The organism is Streptomyces sp. NPDC020780, from assembly GCF_044334475.1.
Classification (GTDB): Bacteria; Actinomycetota; Actinomycetes; order Streptomycetales; family Streptomycetaceae; genus Streptomyces.
On sequence record NZ_JBIRTB010000005.1, the window covers coordinates 359055 to 376925 of the forward strand.

Consider the following 17871-nt stretch of genomic DNA (forward strand, 5'->3'; position numbering starts at 1 on the left):
GGCTCAGAACCTCTCCGGGTGGAGGAGGGCGAGGACGAGATAGCCCAGCAGGGCCACGGCCACGACGAGGCCGGTGATGTTCTCGGCGGTCACAGCCGGGCCGCCCCTCGGGCGACGAGGGCCACCAACGCGAATACCGCGACGGTGGTGACGACGAAGGCCACGTCGGCCATCGTGTGCTCCTGGATGAGGTCGGTGTGTGGGACCCCAGTAGCAAACGCCCGCCCGCGGCCTCCGCGACCTGCGTTGACACCTTCCTTACGGCGGCCGCCCCACCCTTGACGCCGCCCGTACGCGCCCCTTACGCGCCCTGTACAGGCACGCGCGCCCCCCGCACCGCGCGCAGCAGCACGAAGGCCGGTGGGCCGCACCCCGGGAAGGGTGCGGCCCACCGGCCGACGGGGAGGTACGAGCGGTCAGCGGACCTCGGTGATCTCGGGGCCGCGCTGGAGCTGGCCCATGCCACCGGAGAACTTGGAGCTCTCCTGGTCCTCCTGCTGCACACCCTCCGGCACCATCTGCGCGTCGTTGGGGAGCTTGAGGACGATCGGGTCACGCGGCGCCATCGGACCGTCACCGCGGACGACCACGGTGTCACGGAAGATGGTCTCCAGCAGGCCGGCGGCCTCCGGCTGCACGGCACCCTGCCCGGAGATCACACCGCGCAGGAACCACCGCGGCCCGTCGACACCGATGAAGCGCACGAGCTGCACGCCGTTCGTGCCGTCGGGGAGCTGTACGGGGACCTGGGCGCGCAGCTCCCAGCCCAGCGGGCCTTCGACCTCGTCGATGATGCCGCCCTGCTGGGTGATGCCCGAGGCGATCTCCTCGCGCACCTCGCCCCAGATGCCTTCTTTCTTGGGCGCCGCGAAGGCCTGCAGCTGCACCGCGCTGTCGCGCAGCACGACGGTGGCCGCGACGATCGCGTCACCGGCGACCTCGACCCTCAGCTCCATGCCCTCGACACCGGGCACGAAGATGCCGCCGAGGTCCACCCGGCCCTCGCCGGGCTGGGACACCTCGGAGACGTCCCACGGCCCTTCCGGCCGGGGGGCCGGCGGAAGGCCGGTGCGGCGCGGGCTCCCTGCGGCGCCGTCCGCGTCATCGAGCTCGTCGGCGACCTGCTCGGCCTCGCGCGCCTCGTCCGCCGCGTCCTCGGCGGCACCACTGTTCTTGCGACGTCCGAACACGTCACTGTCCTTCCCGGTCGGATACGACCGAAGCGTAGCTGTTCCCACCCTGGGTGTTACCGCCCCTGACGCCGTCCACGGCGGCATGACCGCCGGTGGACCCGAAGCCCCCTTCGGCCCGCGCCGAGCCGGGGAGTTCCGCCACCTCGTGGAAGCGCACCTTCTCGACCTGCTGGACGACCAGTTGGGCAATCCGATCGAACCGCTCGAACCGCACGGTCTCGCGCGGATCGAGATTGACCACGATCACCTTGATCTCTCCACGGTACCCGGCGTCGACCGTCCCCGGGGCATTCACGAGAGCGACTCCGCAGCGGGCCGCGAGACCGGAGCGGGGGTGCACGAAGGCCGCGTACCCGTCGGGCAGCGCGATCGAGACACCGGTGGGCAGCACCGCGCGTTCGCCCGGGGCCAGCTCGGCGGCCTCGGTGGTGACCAGGTCGGCACCGGCGTCGCCCGGGTGCCCGTACGCGGGAACCGGCACCTCCGGATCGACCCGGCGGATCAGCACGTCGACGGGATGACGGGTCACGGGTTCACCTCGAAGGCTCGGGCCCGCCGGATCTGGTCCGGGTCGGACATCGCCGCCCGGATCTCCTCGGGACGGCCGTTGTCGATGAAGTGGTCCACCTCGACCTTGATGAACAGTGCCTCGGCGCGGACCGCGACGGGCCCCTCGGAGCCGCCGATCCGGCCCGTCGCCCGGCAGTAGATCTTCCGGTCGTGCACGGCGGTGACCTCGGCGTCCAGGAAGAGGACCGTGCCGACCGGCACCGGCAGGACGTAGTCCGTCTCCAGCCGCCCGGTCACCGCGACGAGCCGCAGCAGCCAGCTGAGGGCGCCGAGCGTCTCGTCCATCGCCGTGGCCAGGACACCGCCGTGGGCGAGCCCGGGAGCGCCCTGGTGGGCGGGTTTCACGGTGAACTCGGCGGTCACGCTCACACCCTCGCCGGCCCGCGCCCGGAGGTGCAGTCCGTGCGGCTGCTCACTGCCACACCCGAAACACTGTTCGTAGTGAGAGCCGAGGAGCTCCCCGGGCGCCGGGGCGTCGGGATGCCGCACCGGCCGCACGGCGCCGGCCGGGGGTGTCAGGCGTGTAGATGTTCCACTCACAGGCGCAGACCTTACCCGCGCCGCCGCGCGCGGGTCGCGCCGTGCCAAGCTTGGTTCCATGCAGCCCTCCGCACCGCCCTTCGACGAACGTCTCACCGCCCCCCGGTCGTGGTGGTTCATCGCCTTCGGGCTCGGTATCGCCTGTGCCCTGATGCTCCTGCCGCTCGGCGCCCTGCCCATGCTCGGAGGCCTGGTGGCCGGGACGGCCGTGGCGGCCGTGGTCGTGAGCTCGTACGGCTCGGCCCGCATCCGGGTCGTCGCGGGCGCCCTCGTCGCAGGGGACGCGCGCATCCCGCTGGAGGCCCTGGGCGAGGCCGAGGTGCTCGACGCGGAGGAGGCGCGTGCCTGGCGTTCGTACAAGGCGGATCCGCGCGCCTTCATGCTGCTGCGCAGCTACGTGCCTACGGCGGTGCGGGTGCGGATCACGGACCCGGCCGATCCGACGCCGTACGTCTACCTGTCGACGAGGGAACCGCAGGCGCTGGTGGCAGCCCTGTCGGGCGTCCCCGCCTGAGCGGTCAGATCCCGGGGCGGCCCGGGCCCTCGGGCAGCTCCTTGACGGGGTCCGGGTGCTGCTCCAGCGGCGGAAGGGCGGGGAGCTGCTCCCAGGGGACCTGCCGGCCGCGGAGGTCGTTCCTGACCCGCTCCGCGAGCTTCCCGGTGTCCCGGCTGTTCATCATCGCGCCGACCGCGGCGCCGACCATGAACGGGATGAGGTTGGGCAGGTTGCGCACCATGCGCTTCGTGATCTGCTGGCGCAGTTCGCGTTTCATCTGGCCGCCCAGCGCCGCGTTGAGCGTGGCGGGACGTGCGACGTCGATCCCGCGCTCCTCCGTCCAGGAGGTCAGGTAGGCGGTGCTGCGCTGCCCGAGGTTGCCCGGCGGACGCAGGCCGTAGACCTCGTGGAGCTCGGCGACCAGCTTCATCTCGATCACGGCCACGCCCGTGACCTCGGCCGCCAGCTCCGCCGTCATGGCGGGTGGTACGGGCAGCATGGCCGCCGCCCCGATGCCCGCCCCCACGGTCGCGGTGGCCTTGCGGGCGCCCGCGACGAGCTTGTCGGCGAGCTCTTCGGGACCGAGCCCCGGGAAGTGCCCGCGCAGGGTGGGGAGGTCGCGGACGGGGACGCGCGGAGCCGTGTCGATGATCCGGTCGGCCAGCCGGGCGACCACCGCTCTGGCGCTCTCCCCGCTCCTGCGCACGCCTCGTTTCAGTACGTGCAGACGGCCGGTCCGCGTGGGGTCCTCCGGGTGGTCCCTTTCGGGTCCCCGGGGCGAGTCCGCGGTCCGGACCGCTTCGAGCGAGGCCGGAAGGCCCCGCTCGTCGTCCGATGCGCCGGGAGAGGCCTGCAGGGCGGCCTGATGCTCGGCAGCGGGAGGTTCTCCCCCTGCCGGGCCGGCGCCGCCCTGATACGCCTCCGGCGACTTCGTGCGCCGCAGGCGCCGCTTCCGGAACGGTGTGTCGCCTGCCACGGCCGACGGCCTCAGTCGCAGTCGCGGCAGATCGGCTGGCCGTTCTTCTCACGCGCCAGCTGGCTGCGGTGGTGCACCAGGAAGCAGCTCATGCAGGTGAACTCATCGGCCTGCTTCGGCAGAACCCGCACCGCGAGCTCTTCGTTGGACAGGTCCGCGCCGGGCAGCTCCAGTCCTTCTGCCGCGTCGAACTCGTCCACGTCGACGGCGGATGCCGTCTTGTCGCTGCGACGAGCCTTGAGCTCCTCCAGGCTGTCCTGATCGACGTCGTCGTCGGTCTTGCGCGGGGTGTCGTAATCCGTTGCCATGTCGCTCTCCCCCTCATGGGTGTCTGCGGTGTCTCAGCGCACGTAACGCGTGAGAGGCCGGACTTGTGCCCGACCTGAGGCGGAGATTTTGCCTCACATCAAGGTCTGTTACTCAATCGACACCCAACCCGACCTCTCGGGAGCGATCAGCTTGGGTGGCGAAGGGGACCGTACACGGTCCGATTGCTGCAGTTCACGGGCGCCACCCCGTGTACTTCCCGTGATACCGCCCCCCGGAAACCCGGACGTTTCCAGGCTTTCGGGGTGAGTTTCACTTACGGAGAGTAGAGGGACCGCAAATCGGTCCTGTGATCGATCACACAGGGACGATCCTGAGACACGCCCCAGAAATTCCGCCCAAAGCGAACAGAGCGATCCAATGCGGCTTCACACGCGAAGCCTCTCAGACCGGGAGGGTGACGCGCATCACGAGACCCCCACCCTCACGAGGCTCCGCGATGATACGGCCACCGTGGGCCCGCGCGACCGATCGCGCAATCGACAGGCCGAGCCCCACGCCCTTGTCGCTGCCCGTACGTTCCGTACGCAGCCGCCTGAAGGGCTCGAAGAGGTTGTCGATCTCGTAGGCCGGGACCACAGGACCCGTGTTCGAGACCACCAGGAGTGCCTGTCCGGGCTGGAGCTCGGTGGTGACCTCCACCCAGCCGCCCTCCGCCACGTTGTAGCGGACGGCGTTCTGTACGAGGTTCAGTGCGATCCGCTCCAGGAGCACGCCATTGCCCTGCACCACGGCAGGAGCCCGCTCGCCGCGGATCTCCACGTCCTTCGCCGCCGCCTCCGCCCGCGCCTGGTCGATGGCCCGGTCGGCCACCTCGGCCAGGTCGACCGGTTTGCGTTCGATGATCTGGTTGTCGCTCCGGGCGAGCAGGAGCAGTCCCTCGACGAGCTGCTCGCTGCGTTCGTTGGTGGCCAGGAGTGTCTTTCCGAGCTGCTGCAGCTCCGTGGGGGCCTGGGGGTCGGAGAGGTGCACCTCGAGCAGCGTGCGGTTGATGGCGAGCGGCGTACGCAGTTCGTGCGAGGCGTTCCCCACGAACCGCTGCTGCGCCGTGAAGGCCCGCTCGAGGCGGTCCAGCATCTCGTCGAACGTGTCGGCGAGCTCCTTCAGCTCGTCGTCCGGGCCGTCCAGCTCGATCCGGCGCGAGAGGTCCGTCCCGGCCACCCGTCGGGCGGTGCGGGTGATCCGTCCCAGCGGGGACAGGACACGGCCGGCCATGGCGTAACCGAAGGCGAAGGCGATGATGCTGAGGCCCACGAGGGCGAGCAGCGAGCGGTTCAGCAGGGAGTCGAGCGCCTGCTGGCGCTGGTGGTTGACACAGCGGTTCATCGCCGCGTTGAACGCCTCGGGAGTCGCGTTCTTCGGCAGATCGCACACCTCGCTGGTGACCTGGCCGTTGACGATCTGGAACGGCAGGTCGCTCCCCACGTTCAGGGCCTGCGCGGCGAGCATGTAGATGATCGAGAGCAGCAGGATGCCCGCGATCAGGAACATGCCGCCGTACAGCAGGGTCAGCCGTATCCGGATGGTCGGTCGCAGCCACGGGTAGGCCGCCTCCTGCTGCTTGGGCTCCCACGTGGGTTTCGGAGGCGCCACCACGGGCCTGGGCGAAGCTGCCATCACGTCCTCAGATCCGGTATCCGGAGCCGGGGACGGTGACGATGACGGGCGGCTCCCCGAGCTTGCGGCGCAGGGTCATGACCGTCACCCGCACGACGTTGGTGAAGGGGTCGGTGTTCTCGTCCCAGGCCTTCTCCAGCAGCTGCTCGGCGGAGACGACCGCGCCCTCGCTGCGCATCAGGACCTCCAGGACGGCGAACTCCTTGGGGGCGAGCTGGATCTCCTGCTCGTCCCTGAAGACCTCGCGGCGGTTGGGGTCCAGCTTGATGCCGGCGCGCTCGAGCACGGGCGGCAGCGCGACCGTCGTGCGGCGGCCCAGGGCCCGCACCCGCGCGGTCAGCTCACTGAAGGCGAAGGGCTTGGGCAGATAGTCGTCCGCGCCCAGCTCCAGGCCTTCCACCCGGTCGCTGACGTCCCCGGAAGCCGTGAGCATGAGGACCCGGGTGGGCATGCCGAGCTCGACGATCCGGCGGCAGACGTCGTCGCCGTGCACCACGGGGAGGTCCCGGTCCAGCACGACGACGTCGTAGTCGTTGACCCCGACGCGCTCCAGAGCCGCGGCTCCGTCGTAGACGACGTCGACGGCCATGGCCTCCCGGCGCAGTCCGGTGGCCACCGCATCGGCGAGCAGTTGCTCGTCCTCGACGACGAGTACGCGCACGGCGCAGTCCTTCCCTAGTTCTCGGAAAATACGGGGAGCGGCCATCTTTCGCGGCAGCTCGCTGCACGTCAGCGGCACCGACTGTGCGCGTCCATCCTGCCTGTTACGCGCATAAACCGGCGGTAAGACGACGCGGCAGCGCCCTCGGCCGCGGGGAATCCGTCGGATTTGCGGGCCAGTTGAGGTTTCTCCCGGAGCCGGCCCGGGGAAGACGCATTCACACCCGCGATCACGCCATGCATGTGGCGTACCACAGCCCGCTCTGTTTCCAGGTTTCCAGAGGGACTGCGTGATCACCCGCCCTCCGGCCCCGGCCGGGGGAACCACGGGCACACCCCCGTGCCACCGACCCACGATGAGGGGCGCTTCATGGACGCTTTCACCGCAGGTCTGCTGCAACGCATCAGGACGACCGAATCCGACCTCACCAAGGCGCGCGAGACGGGCGACGACTTCCTCGCGGACGTCGAGCAGGGAGAGCTGGACGACTTGCACCGCCTCGCCGCCGAGCACGGCGTCGAAATCGGCGCCACGAGCGTCTGAGCCGCGACGAGAGGGCCCCGGGAGCCGACTACGGCTCCCGGGGCCCTCTCGGTACGCCGCCACCGCGGGTGGCCCCTTCAGGCCGTGTGGCGAAAGGGTCAGTCGTGCCAGGCGCCGAGGTCGTCGAGGATCGCCTGGAGCGGCTCGAAGACGCCCGGGGTCGCGGCGACCGTGAGGTCCCCGTCCGCGGGCAGGCCGGGCCGTCCCCCGGTGAGGGCGCCCGCCTCCCGGGCGATCAGGTCCCCGGCGGCCAGGTCCCAGGGGTGGAGTCCCCGCTCGTAGTAGCCGTCGAGCCTGCCGGCGGCCACGTCGCAGAGATCGACGGCCGCCGATCCGCCGCGCCGGATGTCGCGCAGCTGGGGGATCAGCCGCTGGGCCACGGCCGCCTGGTGGGCGCGTACGTCGGTGACGTAGTTGAAGCCGGTCGACACGAGGGCCTGGTCGAGGGGAGGCGCGGGACGGCAGCGCAGTGTCTCGCCGTTCCCGTACGCGCCGCCGCCGAGCACCGCGTGGAACGTCTCGCGTCGCATCGGGGCCTCGACCACGCCCACGACCCGTTCACCGTCGCGCTCGGCGGCGATGGAGACGGCCCAGGTGGGGAGCCCGTAGAGGTAGTTCACGGTGCCGTCGAGCGGATCGATCACCCACCGGATGCCGCTGCTGCCCTCGGAGCCCGCTCCCTCCTCCCCGAGGAAGCCGTCGGTGGGCCGGCTCTCGGCGAGGAAGCCGGTGATCAGCTTCTCCGCCCGGATGTCCATCTCCGTGACGACGTCGATGGGACTCGACTTCGTCGCGGCCACCCGCAGGTCGGCGGGACGCCCGTCGCGCAGCAGGGCGCCGGCCCGGCGGGCCGCTTCCAGCGCGAGGTCGAGCAGTTCGGACAGGAGGGGGTCGGTCACAGCGCTCCAGAGGGGGTGTGGCGGTAGGGGCGGGATGCCGCGGGCCGGTTCAGAACGGGCTGTCGGCGCCCGCGGCTGCCGGCTTCGGTGCCCTGGCGGGGCAGCAGCCGGCCGGGCAGATGTCGTGCGAGGGGCCCAGCGCACCCAGGGCGCACCGCTGTGCCGGGTGGCCCCGTTCGGCGGCGGCGCGTTCCAGAAGGAGATCGCGGACGGCGGCGGCGAACCGGGGGTCCGCCCCGGCCGTGGCGGACCGGCGGACGGGCAGCCCCAGCTCGGCGGCCTTGGCGGTGGCCTCGGTGTCGAGGTCGTACAGGACCTCCATGTGGTCCGAGACGAAACCGATGGGGGCCATGACGACCGCGGGGACGCCCTCGCCGTGGAGCGCCTCCAGGTGGTCGCAGATGTCCGGCTCCAGCCACGGGATGTGCGGGGCACCGCTGCGCGACTGGTAGACGAGCTGCCAGGGGTGGTCGACGCCGGTCTCCTCGCGCACCGCCTCGGCGATCATCCGGGCGACGTCGAGGTGCTCGGCGACGTAGGCGCCGCCGTCGCCGTGGGCCGGGACCGGACCCGAGGTGTCGGCCGCGGCGGTGGGGATGGAGTGCGTGGTGAAGGCGAGGTGCGCGCCCGCCCTGACCTCCTCGGGGAGGTCGGCCAGCGAGGCCAGCACACCGTCCACCATGGGCCGCACGAAGCCCGGGTGGTTGAAGTAGTGCCGCAACTTGTCCACCCGGGGCACGGGCAGCCCCTCGGCCTCCAGGGCGGCCAGCGACTCGGCGAGGTTCTCGCGGTACTGCCGGCAGCCGGAGTAGGAGGCGTAGGCGCTGGTGACGAGCACGGCGATCCGGCGGCGCCCGTCGGCGGCCATCTCGCGAAGGGTGTCGGTGAGGTACGGAGCCCAGTTGCGGTTGCCCCAGTAGACCGGGAGGTGCAGGCCGTGCTCCGCGAAGTCCTCGCGCAGGGCGTCGAGCAGGGCCCTGTTCTGCGCGTTGATCGGGCTCACGCCGCCGAAGAGGTAGTAGTGCTTGCCCACCTCCCGCAGCCGTTCCTCCGGGATGCCCCGGCCGCGTGTCACGTTCGCCAGGAAGGGGACCACGTCGTCCGGACCTTCGGGGCCTCCGAAGGAGAGCAGGAGCAGGGCGTCGTAGGGAGTGGGATCGCGCAGATCGGACATGGACCCGATCCTGCCACCCGTCCCCGCCGGTGCGACAGCCGACGCCCTCCCGGCCCGTGGAGGCCACCACGCACGTAAGCCGTGTCATGCATCGACACCCCTGGCAGGTCTTCCCGGAGCTCCTCGTGCCCAGCCCCCTGCCGCGCCGTCTTCGCCGTTCCCGGGCCCTGGGATTCTCGGCGGCGGGCTTCTTCGGCCGGCTGCCGCTGTCCATGACGGGCATCGGCGTGGTGACGAGGGTGTCCCAGACGGCCGGCTGCTAGGGGCTCGCGGTCCACGCCCTGGGGTCCTGCCGCGCCGGAGCGGTCTTCGGTCTCCTGCGGCTGAAGGGAATCCGTCGACCAGGTGGCTGGTGGGCGTGTGCGCGACGGCCGTGAGTATGATCCCCCTCCAACTGGCCGGGAGCCTGCCGTTCCTGGCCGTGGCGCTCCTTGTCGCGGGCCTCGTCGTCGCACCGACGACGGTGACCACCATGGCCCTCGTCGAACGGCGCGTACCGCGCACCGCGCACCCGGCTGACCGAGGGCATGACCTGGACCGGCACCGGACTCGCGGTCGGAGCGGCTCTCGGCTCCTCGGCCGCAGGCTGGGTGGTCGACGCCGCCGGGACCGGGGCGGGGTACGCGGTGCCCGCCGTGGCGGGAGCGCTCGCGGCCGCGGTGGGGCTGCTGGGGTATCACCGGCTCGCCGAGCCGGTGCCTACGGGAGGGCGCGGGGAAGATGACCGACACCTACGCACGGACGACGGCGAGCACGTGGCGTAACTGGGCGGGCAACGTCACCGCCCGGCCGGTACGGGCGGTGACGCCCGCCTCCGTGGACGAGCTGGCCGGGGTCCTGCGCAGGGCGTCCGAGGACGGTCTGCGGGTCAAGCCGGTCGGGACCGGGCACTCGTTCACGGCGGCAGCGGCCACCGACGGCGTCCTCGTACGGCCGGACCTGCTGGCCGGCGTCCGGGAGATCGACCGGACCGCGATGACGGTGACGGCCGGGGCCGGCACTCCGCTGAAGCGGCTGAACACCGCGCTCGCCCGCCAGGGGCTGTCGCTGACCAACATGGGCGACATCATGGAGCAGACGGTGGCCGGGGCGGTGTCCACCGGCACCCACGGCACCGGCCGCGACTCGGCGTCCGTATCCGCCCAGATCCGGGCCCTGGAGATGGTCACCGCCGACGGGACGGTGCTGCGCTGTTCGAGGACGGAGCATCCGGACGTGTTCGCGGCCGCCCGGACGGGCCTGGGAGCGCTCGGTGTGATCACCTCGGTCACCTTCGCGGTGGAACCGGTCTTCCTGCTGACGGCCCGCGAGGAACCGATGACCTTCGACCGGGTCACCGCCGATTTCCATCAGCTCGTCGCCGAGAACGAGCACTTCGAGTTCTACTGGTTCCCGCACACCGGCAACTGCAACACCAAGCGCAACAACCGCAGCGCGGGCCCCGCCGCCCCGCCCGGAAGGATCAGCGGCTGGATCGAGGACGAGTTCCTCTCCAACGGGATCTTCCAGGTGGCCTGTTCCGTCGGCCGGGCGGTCCCCGGAGCCGTCCCCGCCCTCGCGAGACTCTCCAGCCGCGCCCTGTCGGCCCGCACGTACACGGACATCCCCTACAAGGTCTTCACCAGCCCCCGGCGGGTGCGCTTCGTCGAGATGGAGTACGCCCTGCCCCGCGAGGCGGCGGTCGAGGCCCTGCGCGAGGTCAAGGCGATGGTCGAGCGCTCGCCCCTGCGCATCGGCTTCCCGGTGGAGGTCCGCACGGCTCCCGCGGACGACATCACGCTCTCCACGGCCGAGGGCCGGGAGAGCGTGTACATCGCGGTGCACCTGTACCGGGGCACGCCGTACCAGGCGTACTTCACGGCCGTCGAGCGGATCATGACCGGCTACGCGGGCCGGCCGCACTGGGGCAAGATCCACACCCGGGACGCCGGTTACCTGGCCGGGGCCTATCCCCGGTTCGGCGAGTTCACCGCCCTGCGGGACCGCCTAGACCCCGGGCGGCTGTTCGCCAACGACTACCTGCGCCGCGTGCTCGGTGAGTGATCTCCGCAGCGGCCCTGACGGCGCTCCCCCGATCCGGGCGGCGCCACCCCGGCGCGGCCGGCTTCTCCCGAGCCGGAAGACCCCCTACCCGCCGGTGACCTGACCGCCCTCCTGCCCGTCCGCGGTCCCGGCCCCTGCGGCCGGGCCGCCGTCGGAGGGTGTGGGGTCCGGGGAGGACGGGGCGCTGTCCGTGGGCGCCGCCGGGCCGGTGGGCTCCGGCGCCGTGCTGCCGCCGGTGGCGGAGGGCGCCGGGTCCGGCTCCGTCGTCGAGGTGCCGCCCTCACCGGCGCCGGGGGCGGAACTCCGGCCGTCGCCGGGAACGGTCCCCGGAGCGGACGAGGTGCCGTCGCCCGGCCGGCGGTCGTCCGGGCCGGCGCTCCGCTCCGGGTCGGTGCTCCCCGTGGGGGCCGGGTCGGTCGCCGCGGAGCCGTGGCCGCCGCGCACCACGGAACCGACGGTGGTGCCCCCGCCCCCGCTGAGGTCGTTGCCCGAGGCCAGTTCGTAGACCGTGATGCCGCCCATCGACACGACGAACACGGCGACGGCCGCGAGGGCCGAGCGCTTCCAGCCGCGGGCGCGGGTGCCGTGGGTGCGCGCCTCGGAGTAGAGGCCGGACCCCCCGGCCACCTGCCCGAACAGCGCTGTCGCCTCAGGATCGTTCGTGAGGTCCCGTGTACGGTCCCGGTTCGCCTGTCCGAGCGGCCCGGCCGGCGCCGGACCGACCTGCCGGAGGAGCCGCGTGCGGTCCGGCTCGGCCTGCCCGGGCCGCTGGACGCGCTCCGGACCGCCCTCGGCGAGCACCTGGGTGCGATCCGGGTCGGCTGCGGCCGGCAGGTCCGGGGCGACGGCCCCGAGCAGCTGGGTGCGCTCCGGGTCGTTCGTGACCGGCCGCGTACGGTCCTGATCCGGCCACGCCGTACGCAGTACCGTCGTGGCGTCGTCCAGCGGCTTGGGGGCGGCCGGAGCCGTGTCACGCGTGCGGACCGTCACCTGACGGCCCCCCGGATGCTTCACCTGGACGGTGACTTCGCGGATCTGCTCCCCCGTACGACGGAAGAAGTGCTGGAAGACCGAGCCTCCGCAGGTCGCCACCACGCTCATCACACCGGCGCCGGCAATCGTCCCGTACACACCGAGCTGTGACGCCATCACCGCTGCCGCGACCGCCGCCACGGCGCTGCCCGCGACCTGCGGCAGACTCAGGTCTATGCGCCTCTCCCCGGGTTCCGCATCACTTTGCGGCTTCTGAACCATTACCAGCCCTCGCTCGACAACCACCCCACCTTGCACCAGGAAGGGACATATGAGCGAAGCGAATAGTTCCGGTACTGGAGGTTCTGTGAAGCAACACACGCATGGAGCGCATACCGCGTCGACGGGCCGGGCGACTCCCGCTTCCGCCGAGAAGTCCGGCGGCGCGCCGGTCCACCCGCGTGGCCCGAATGGAGTACTGTGGCGAGCCCTGGGGCCGGACTCCCGCATGGGTATCCGGGACTTACGGGAGAGGCCTGAGACGGCACTCGAACCGGCGGCGCCGCGGCATCGCACGGGCGCCCGCCACGCGGAGCGACCTCTGGGTCGCTGTGGGTGGCGAACAGGTAACCGTGCCACCGTGTCGATCCAGGGCCAAGGCCCGACACGCCGGGGAACTTGGCAAGGTTGTGGCAGGCTGAACCCGGGCAGGTCACACTCGACTAGCGGAAGCAGCGACGCACGTGACGTCGGCAGGCACCACCCGGGAGGTTCCCATGCCCGAACTGCGTGTCGTGGCCGTCTCGAACGACGGCACACGACTGGTGCTCAAAGCTGCGGACAGCACGGAGTACACGCTTCCGATCGATGAGCGGCTCCGCGCCGCCGTACGCAACGACCGCGCCAGGCTCGGCCAGATCGAGATCGAGGTGGAGAGCCACCTCCGGCCGCGCGACATCCAGGCACGTATACGAGCCGGTGCCTCCGCCGAGGAGGTCGCCCAGTTCGCCGGAATCCCGGTGGACCGCGTGCGCCGCTTCGAGGGACCCGTGCTCGCCGAGCGCGCGTTCATGGCGGAGCGGGCCCGGAAGACGCCTGTGCGCCGGCCCGGTGAGAACACCGGCCCGCAGCTCGGCGAGGCGGTGCAGGAGCGGCTGCTGCTGCGCGGCGCCGACAGGGAGACCGTCCAGTGGGACTCCTGGCGCCGCGACGACGGCACCTGGGAAGTCCTCCTGGTCTACCGCGTCGCGGGCGAGCCCCACTCGGCGAGCTGGACCTACGACCCGCCGCGGCGACTCGTCCAGGCCGTGGACGAGGAGGCGCGCTCGCTGATCGGCGAGAGCGACGACGTGGCCGCTCCGGAGCCGAGCTTCCCGTTCGTGCCCCGGATCGCCCGGCTGCCGCGCGACCGGCCGCTGGACCGTGCGCTCGACCGTCAGATCGAGCGTCCGGCGCCACCACCGGAGCCCGAGGAGCGCGTGAGCGGCGTGTCGGCCGGTGAGCGCGACTCGCTGACCAGTCTGCTGGAGGCGGTGCCGAGCTTCCGCGGGGACATGGTCGTGCCGGAGCGGCCGCCCCAGCCCGAGCCGCCGACGATCGAGCCCGCGTCCCAGGAGCCCGAGGCCGACGAGCCCCCGGCGGCCGCGGCCTCCGCCGGTGCCGGTTCGGCCTACGCCGACGTGCTGATGCCGCGCGCGGTGGCCGGCCACCGCGACCGGCTGACGGGGACGACGGACCGGCAGGCCGAGGCGGACGGAGTCCGGCCGGGCCGCCGTGCCGCGGTGCCCAGCTGGGACGAGATCGTCTTCGGCACCCGCAGGAAGAAGCAGGACTGAGGCCTGCGGGAGCGGGCAGCAGCCCCGGGAGGCGCCTCTCGCATCCCAGCACGGCACGACGAGGGCCCGCACGCGGCGTGCGGGCCCTCGCGCCGTGCGGCGGGGGTCGTGTCAGCGGGGGTCCGGCCCCGTGGCGACGGGCCGTGACTCGTCCGCGGACCACTCGGACCAGGAGCCCGCGTACAGGGCCGCCCGCTGTCCGACGATCTCCAGCGCCAGCACCTCGTGCGCTCCCGAGACGCCCGAGCCGCAGTAGACACCGACCTCCGCCTGCCCGTCGGCACCCAGGGCCGCGAAGCGGGAGGCCAGGGCCGCGGCGGGGAGGAAGCGTCCGTCCTCGGCGACGTTACCGGCGGTGGGGGCGGAGACCGCCCCGGGGATGTGGCCGCCGACGCGGTCGATGGGCTCCACGTCTCCGCGGTAGCGCTCGGCGGCCCGGGCGTCGAGCAGCAGGCCGGAGCGGGCGAGTGCGGCGGCACGGTCCGCGTCCAGCAGGGGAAGCGCCCCCGGCTCGGGCCGGAAGTCACCGGGAGCGGGATCCGGGGTCTCGTCGCTGAGCTCACCGGTCCAGGCGGCGAGACCGCCGTCGAGCAGCCGGACATCGGCGTGCCCCGTCCAGCGGAGCAGCCACCACGCGCGTGCCGCCGCCCAGCCCTGGCCACCGTCGTAGACGACCACCGGCGTGCCCTGGGAGACCCCGGCCCGCCGCATGACGGCTCCGAAGTCCTCCGGGTCCGGCAGGGGGTGCCGGCCACCGCTGCCCGCCGGGCCCGCGAGCTCCGCGTCGAGATCGACGAACACGGCGCCGGGGATGTGCCCGACCTCGTAGTCGTCGCGGCCGTGCGGGCCGCCGAGCTGCCAGCGGACGTCAAGGAGTACCGGCGGGCGCGGGCCTGTCGATTCGCTCACGTATTCGGATGCGGTGATGATGGGCTTCATGGATGCCATCTTCGCGCAGGGTTCCCACCCCTCGGCGCGGTACCGGATACCCATCCGGTGGGGACATACCGCACCAAAACAGGCTTCCTGACGACCGGCACCCCGAAACGCGGCGCGGCCGGGGCATCTGGGAAGCTCGGCGGTGCGAGCATCTGCACGGAGCGTACGCGCCCGGATCCGTACCGTTGGAGCGCGCATCGGCGCGCGCTCCCCGTACGGCCATCGCGATGGTGGGACGAGGAGAGAGACGAAGATGACCGAGGCTGCCGCCCGGCGCGTGCCCGGAGCACCGTGCTGGGTGAGTCTGATCGTGCACGGCCTGGCCGCGACCCAGGAGTTCTACGGCCGGCTGTTCGGCTGGGAGTTCCGGCCCGGGCCGGACGAGCTGGGGCCCTATGTCCGGGCCCTGCTGGGCGGGAAGGAGGTCGCGGGCATCGGCCAGTTGCCTCCGGACCGGCATCTCCCGATCGCCTGGACGACGTACCTGGCCACGGACGACGCGGACGCGACCACCGAGGCCGTCCGTTCCTGCGGCGGGACGGTGGCCGTCGGACCACTGGACGCCGGCCGCGCCGGCCGCCTCGCGATCGTCTCCGACCCCGGTGGGGCGGTCTTCGGCGTGTGGCAGGCCGCCGAGCACCTGGGTACGGCCCTGACGGGCGCGCCGGGCACCCCGGTCTGGAACGAACTGGTCACCCGCGAGACCTCGTCGGTCGCCAAGTTCTACCAGGTGGTGTTCGGTTACGAGGCGGAGGCGGTCGTCTCGGCGGACTTCGACTACCAGACGCTGTCCCTGGAGGGCCGGCCGGTGGCGGCCCTGCACGGGGTGGGCCACGCCCTGCCGCGTGACCGGGGGCCCCACTGGATGACCTACTTCGAGGTGGCCGACACGGACGAGTCCGCGGCGCGCGTGGTTGAACTGGGCGGGCGCGTGCTGCAGCCGCCGCGGAACACCTCGAACGGGAGGCTGGCCACGGTCGCGGACCCGGAGGGCGCTGTGTTCACGATCCAGCGGTCGGCCGCGCGCTGAGACCCGCCGCGGGATCCCGGCCCACCTCCTCGCGAGCCCTGTGCGGGCCCCCCGCTGGAGCGCGGCAACGGACGGTGCAGCTGCGGGAGTCCGTCCCCGACGCCACCGGTGGGTGCCGGAGGGGTGCGACGCGGCCCGGCCGCGGGCGGCGCTGAGGCGACATCAGGTGACGGCGGTACGTCCGGCGGGAGAGCTCCCTCCCCGGCTGCCGCGCCGGCCGTGCGGCGCTGGTGGGAGCGTCGGCACAGCACCTCGTAGGGAGGGCCGGCGTCCTTTCGCTCGGCCATCCACCAGCGCCGGTGCCGGGCCGTTCGACGCGCGGCACCGACAAATGCATCCGCTCAGGGCTCTGTGGTGCAATTGACATCCTGCCCGGCACCGGGCTTGGCCCGGTGCCTCTCCTTCCCGGGACAGAGACCGAGCACCAGCGAGGAGGAGGAGTCGCCGTGACCGTATGCGGGCCTGACAGGGAGGGTGAGCCGACCACTCGTACTCCCGAGAACGCGGGTGGCCGGAGCAGCACGATGACCCTGGCGAAGACGCTGGCGGCGGCTGAGACCGCGGCACCCGTGGAGTCGCTCGACGTGGTCGCGCGCATACTCAAGAAGAACCTCGGAGCCGCGTCGGTGTCCTTCCTCATCACTGACTTCACCGGAGGCTCGGTCGTACGGCTGGGGGTGGCGGGCAGCGTCGATACCGAAGAACCCGCCCAGCGCATCCCGCTGCCGGGCACCGTGTACGACGATGTGATCCGCACCCAGCGGCCGACCGTGGACGACAAGGGTGAGGGCGCGCTGGTACAGATCGTCGCCCCGGTGACCAACCGCGGGGACGCGATCGGACTCCTCGAACTCTTCTTGCCCGCGGCGCCGGACGCGGAGGTGATGCGGGAGATCGGCGAGACAGCGCACGCCCTGGCGTACATCGTCATCGCGAACCGGTCCTTCACCGACGTGTACCAGTGGGGCCGCCGGACCATCCCGCTGAGCCTGGCCGCGGAGATCCAGCACCGCCTGCTCCCGCCTTCGCTGGCGTGCGAGGCGGCGCAGTTCGCGGTGGCCGGAGCACTGGAGCCGGCCGACCACGTCGGGGGTGACACCTTCGACTACGTGATCGACCGCGACACCGTCCAGCTCTCCGTGACCGATGCCATGGGGCACGATGTCGGGGCCTCGCTACTGGCCACCCTCCTGGTGGGCGCTCTGCGCCGGGCACGGCGGGCCGGTGCCGGCCTCGCCGAACAGGCCCATCAGGCCGACCGGGCCGTACGTGAGCACGGCCGCCAGGGGTACGTCACCGGCCAGCTCCTGCGCATCAGCCTGATCGACGGCACGACCGAGTTCATCAACGCCGGGCACCCCTGGCCGCTGCTGATGCGGAACGGACAGGTGCGGGAGGTCACTCCGAAGGTCGATCTGCCGTTCGGCGTCGATGCCCCTCACACCTACCGGGTCCAGTCGCTGGACCTGCGGCCGGGCGACCGGCTGGTGATGCTCACCGACGGCATGCTGGAGCGCAACGCCCACAGCCTCGATCTGTCCGATCTCATCGTGCGCACACGCGCGCTGCACCCTCGCGAGGCCGCCCGCACCCTCGTCGCGGCGGTCGTCGACGCCAACGAGGGCCACCCGCAGGACGACGCGACCGTGATGTGCCTGGACTGGCACGGCATCGGCGAATCCCGGCGGGACGCCGACACCGGTGCCGACCTCGCTGACGCCTCCGCGCCGTCACGGACCGGGCGGACCACTCCTGAGCAATGACTCCAGGCTGCTCCGGTAGCGCGCTTCGGCCGCACAGCCATTGCTGCGCGACCTTGGTCCCTCGCGTCCCTGGTGGAGTCGAGCATCGCGGCGGCCCGGCCCATGGTGAACGCCGGGTGGTCGTCGTCGAGACGGCCGCACGAGTCGCCTGCCGTCATCCGCACCTCTCTGCGAAACGCGTGGAGGGGCCCGGGTGCCGCCCCGGTCCTGTCCTCGCGTCGCGCTCGCCCTGTCCGCGCTCCGCATGAGCGCGGACAGTCGGGTTCGCCGGGCGCGTCCAGCTCCGCGAGCAG

General features: G+C 72.4%; 19 protein-coding genes and 2 pseudogenes. 8 read left to right on the plus strand and 13 right to left on the minus strand.

Features of this window, described 5'->3' with window-relative positions; all coding sequences use genetic code 11:
• Positions 1-3 precede the first annotated feature (3 nt).
• The 4 genes from kdpF to ACH4VO_RS12265 all read right to left on the minus strand — a co-directional run bounded on the left by kdpF (position 4) and on the right by ACH4VO_RS12265 (position 2303).
• Entirely contained in the window at positions 4-93 is a 90-nt protein-coding gene (gene kdpF / locus ACH4VO_RS12250; protein WP_037631509.1) for a K(+)-transporting ATPase subunit F, read from the minus strand.
• Positions 94-416: 323 nt separating this feature from the next.
• Entirely contained in the window at positions 417-1190 is a 774-nt protein-coding gene (locus ACH4VO_RS12255; protein WP_360988154.1) for a DUF3710 domain-containing protein, read from the minus strand.
• Between the two features lies 1 nt (position 1191).
• Positions 1192-1722, minus strand: coding sequence for a dUTP diphosphatase (gene dut, locus ACH4VO_RS12260; RefSeq protein ID WP_360988156.1), 531 nt, complete (start codon positions 1720-1722; stop codon positions 1192-1194).
• Positions 1719-2303 (minus strand): PaaI family thioesterase, encoded by a 585-nt coding sequence (locus ACH4VO_RS12265; RefSeq protein WP_360988158.1) that lies wholly within the window; start codon positions 2301-2303, stop codon positions 1719-1721. The genes dut and ACH4VO_RS12265 overlap by 4 nt, the downstream gene beginning before the upstream one ends.
• A 58-nt stretch (positions 2304-2361) precedes the next feature.
• On the opposite strand from ACH4VO_RS12265, the gene ACH4VO_RS12270 reads away from it, so the two are divergent.
• Entirely contained in the window at positions 2362-2817 is a 456-nt protein-coding gene (locus ACH4VO_RS12270) for a DUF3093 domain-containing protein (protein ID WP_360988160.1), read from the plus strand.
• A gap of 4 nt (positions 2818-2821) precedes the next feature.
• Here the strand turns inward: ACH4VO_RS12270 and ACH4VO_RS12275 are convergent, their stop codons facing one another.
• The 4 genes from ACH4VO_RS12275 to ACH4VO_RS12290 all read right to left on the minus strand — a co-directional run bounded on the left by ACH4VO_RS12275 (position 2822) and on the right by ACH4VO_RS12290 (position 6380).
• On the minus strand, positions 2822-3775 hold the full coding sequence (locus ACH4VO_RS12275) for a hypothetical protein (protein WP_360988162.1): 954 nt from the start codon (positions 3773-3775) through the stop codon (positions 2822-2824).
• A gap of 11 nt (positions 3776-3786) precedes the next feature.
• Complete coding sequence (locus ACH4VO_RS12280; RefSeq protein ID WP_003965732.1) at positions 3787-4083, minus strand: DUF4193 domain-containing protein; 297 nt, start codon at positions 4081-4083, stop codon at positions 3787-3789.
• Between the two features lie 403 nt (positions 4084-4486).
• Positions 4487-5719 carry an ATP-binding protein gene (locus ACH4VO_RS12285; protein ID WP_360988164.1) on the minus strand — a complete coding sequence of 411 codons (1233 nt, stop codon included), beginning with the start codon at positions 5717-5719 and terminating at the stop codon, positions 4487-4489.
• 7 nt (positions 5720-5726) lie between these two features.
• Positions 5727-6380, minus strand: a complete 654-nt coding sequence (locus ACH4VO_RS12290; RefSeq protein WP_360988166.1) for a response regulator transcription factor — start codon at positions 6378-6380, stop codon at positions 5727-5729.
• Positions 6381-6749: 369 nt separating this feature from the next.
• On the opposite strand from ACH4VO_RS12290, the gene ACH4VO_RS12295 reads away from it, so the two are divergent.
• Positions 6750-6923 (plus strand): hypothetical protein, encoded by a 174-nt coding sequence (locus ACH4VO_RS12295; RefSeq protein ID WP_329233710.1) that lies wholly within the window; start codon positions 6750-6752, stop codon positions 6921-6923.
• 98 nt (positions 6924-7021) lie between these two features.
• Here the strand turns inward: ACH4VO_RS12295 and ACH4VO_RS12300 are convergent, their stop codons facing one another.
• Both ACH4VO_RS12300 and ACH4VO_RS12305 read right to left on the minus strand, forming a co-directional pair.
• A complete protein-coding gene (locus ACH4VO_RS12300; RefSeq protein ID WP_360988169.1) occupies positions 7022-7822 on the minus strand; it encodes an inositol monophosphatase family protein in 801 nt (266 codons plus the stop codon).
• Between the two features lie 49 nt (positions 7823-7871).
• Positions 7872-8996, minus strand: a complete 1125-nt coding sequence (locus tag ACH4VO_RS12305; RefSeq protein WP_360988171.1) for a ferrochelatase — start codon at positions 8994-8996, stop codon at positions 7872-7874.
• A gap of 86 nt (positions 8997-9082) precedes the next feature.
• On the opposite strand from ACH4VO_RS12305, the gene ACH4VO_RS12310 reads away from it, so the two are divergent.
• The 3 genes and pseudogenes from ACH4VO_RS12310 to ACH4VO_RS12320 all read left to right on the plus strand — a co-directional run bounded on the left by ACH4VO_RS12310 (position 9083) and on the right by ACH4VO_RS12320 (position 11039).
• Positions 9083-9259 (plus strand): hypothetical protein, encoded by a 177-nt coding sequence (locus ACH4VO_RS12310; protein WP_360988173.1) that lies wholly within the window; start codon positions 9083-9085, stop codon positions 9257-9259.
• A gap of 3 nt (positions 9260-9262) precedes the next feature.
• Positions 9263-9760, plus strand: a pseudogene (locus ACH4VO_RS12315) (MFS transporter); the annotation flags it as partial.
• The gene (locus ACH4VO_RS12320; RefSeq protein WP_360988175.1) at positions 9717-11039 is read left to right on the plus strand and encodes a D-arabinono-1,4-lactone oxidase; all 1323 of its coding nucleotides are present in this window, start codon (positions 9717-9719) and stop codon (positions 11037-11039) included. The pseudogene ACH4VO_RS12315 and the gene ACH4VO_RS12320, both read left to right, overlap by 44 nt.
• An 84-nt stretch (positions 11040-11123) precedes the next feature.
• Here ACH4VO_RS12320 and ACH4VO_RS12325 read toward each other — a convergent pair whose 3' ends face one another.
• Entirely contained in the window at positions 11124-12293 is a 1170-nt protein-coding gene (locus ACH4VO_RS12325) for a hypothetical protein (RefSeq protein ID WP_360988177.1), read from the minus strand.
• Between the two features lie 494 nt (positions 12294-12787).
• On the opposite strand from ACH4VO_RS12325, the gene sepH reads away from it, so the two are divergent.
• Positions 12788-13846 (plus strand): septation protein SepH, encoded by a 1059-nt coding sequence (sepH, locus tag ACH4VO_RS12330; protein WP_360988179.1) that lies wholly within the window; start codon positions 12788-12790, stop codon positions 13844-13846.
• Positions 13847-13957: 111 nt separating this feature from the next.
• Here sepH and ACH4VO_RS12335 read toward each other — a convergent pair whose 3' ends face one another.
• Positions 13958-14785, minus strand: coding sequence for a sulfurtransferase (locus ACH4VO_RS12335; RefSeq protein WP_360988181.1), 828 nt, complete (start codon positions 14783-14785; stop codon positions 13958-13960).
• A gap of 253 nt (positions 14786-15038) precedes the next feature.
• Between ACH4VO_RS12335 and ACH4VO_RS12340 the strand changes: the two genes are divergently transcribed.
• On the plus strand, positions 15039-15815 hold the full coding sequence (locus ACH4VO_RS12340; RefSeq protein ID WP_360988183.1) for a VOC family protein: 777 nt from the start codon (positions 15039-15041) through the stop codon (positions 15813-15815).
• 524 nt (positions 15816-16339) lie between these two features.
• On the plus strand, positions 16340-17578 hold the full coding sequence (locus ACH4VO_RS12345) for a PP2C family protein-serine/threonine phosphatase (protein WP_360988185.1): 1239 nt from the start codon (positions 16340-16342) through the stop codon (positions 17576-17578).
• Between the two features lie 70 nt (positions 17579-17648).
• On the opposite strand, the pseudogene ACH4VO_RS12350 reads toward ACH4VO_RS12345, so the two are convergent.
• A pseudogene (locus tag ACH4VO_RS12350) lies at positions 17649-17736 on the minus strand (MerR family transcriptional regulator); the annotation flags it as partial.
• Positions 17737-17871 lie beyond the last annotated feature (135 nt).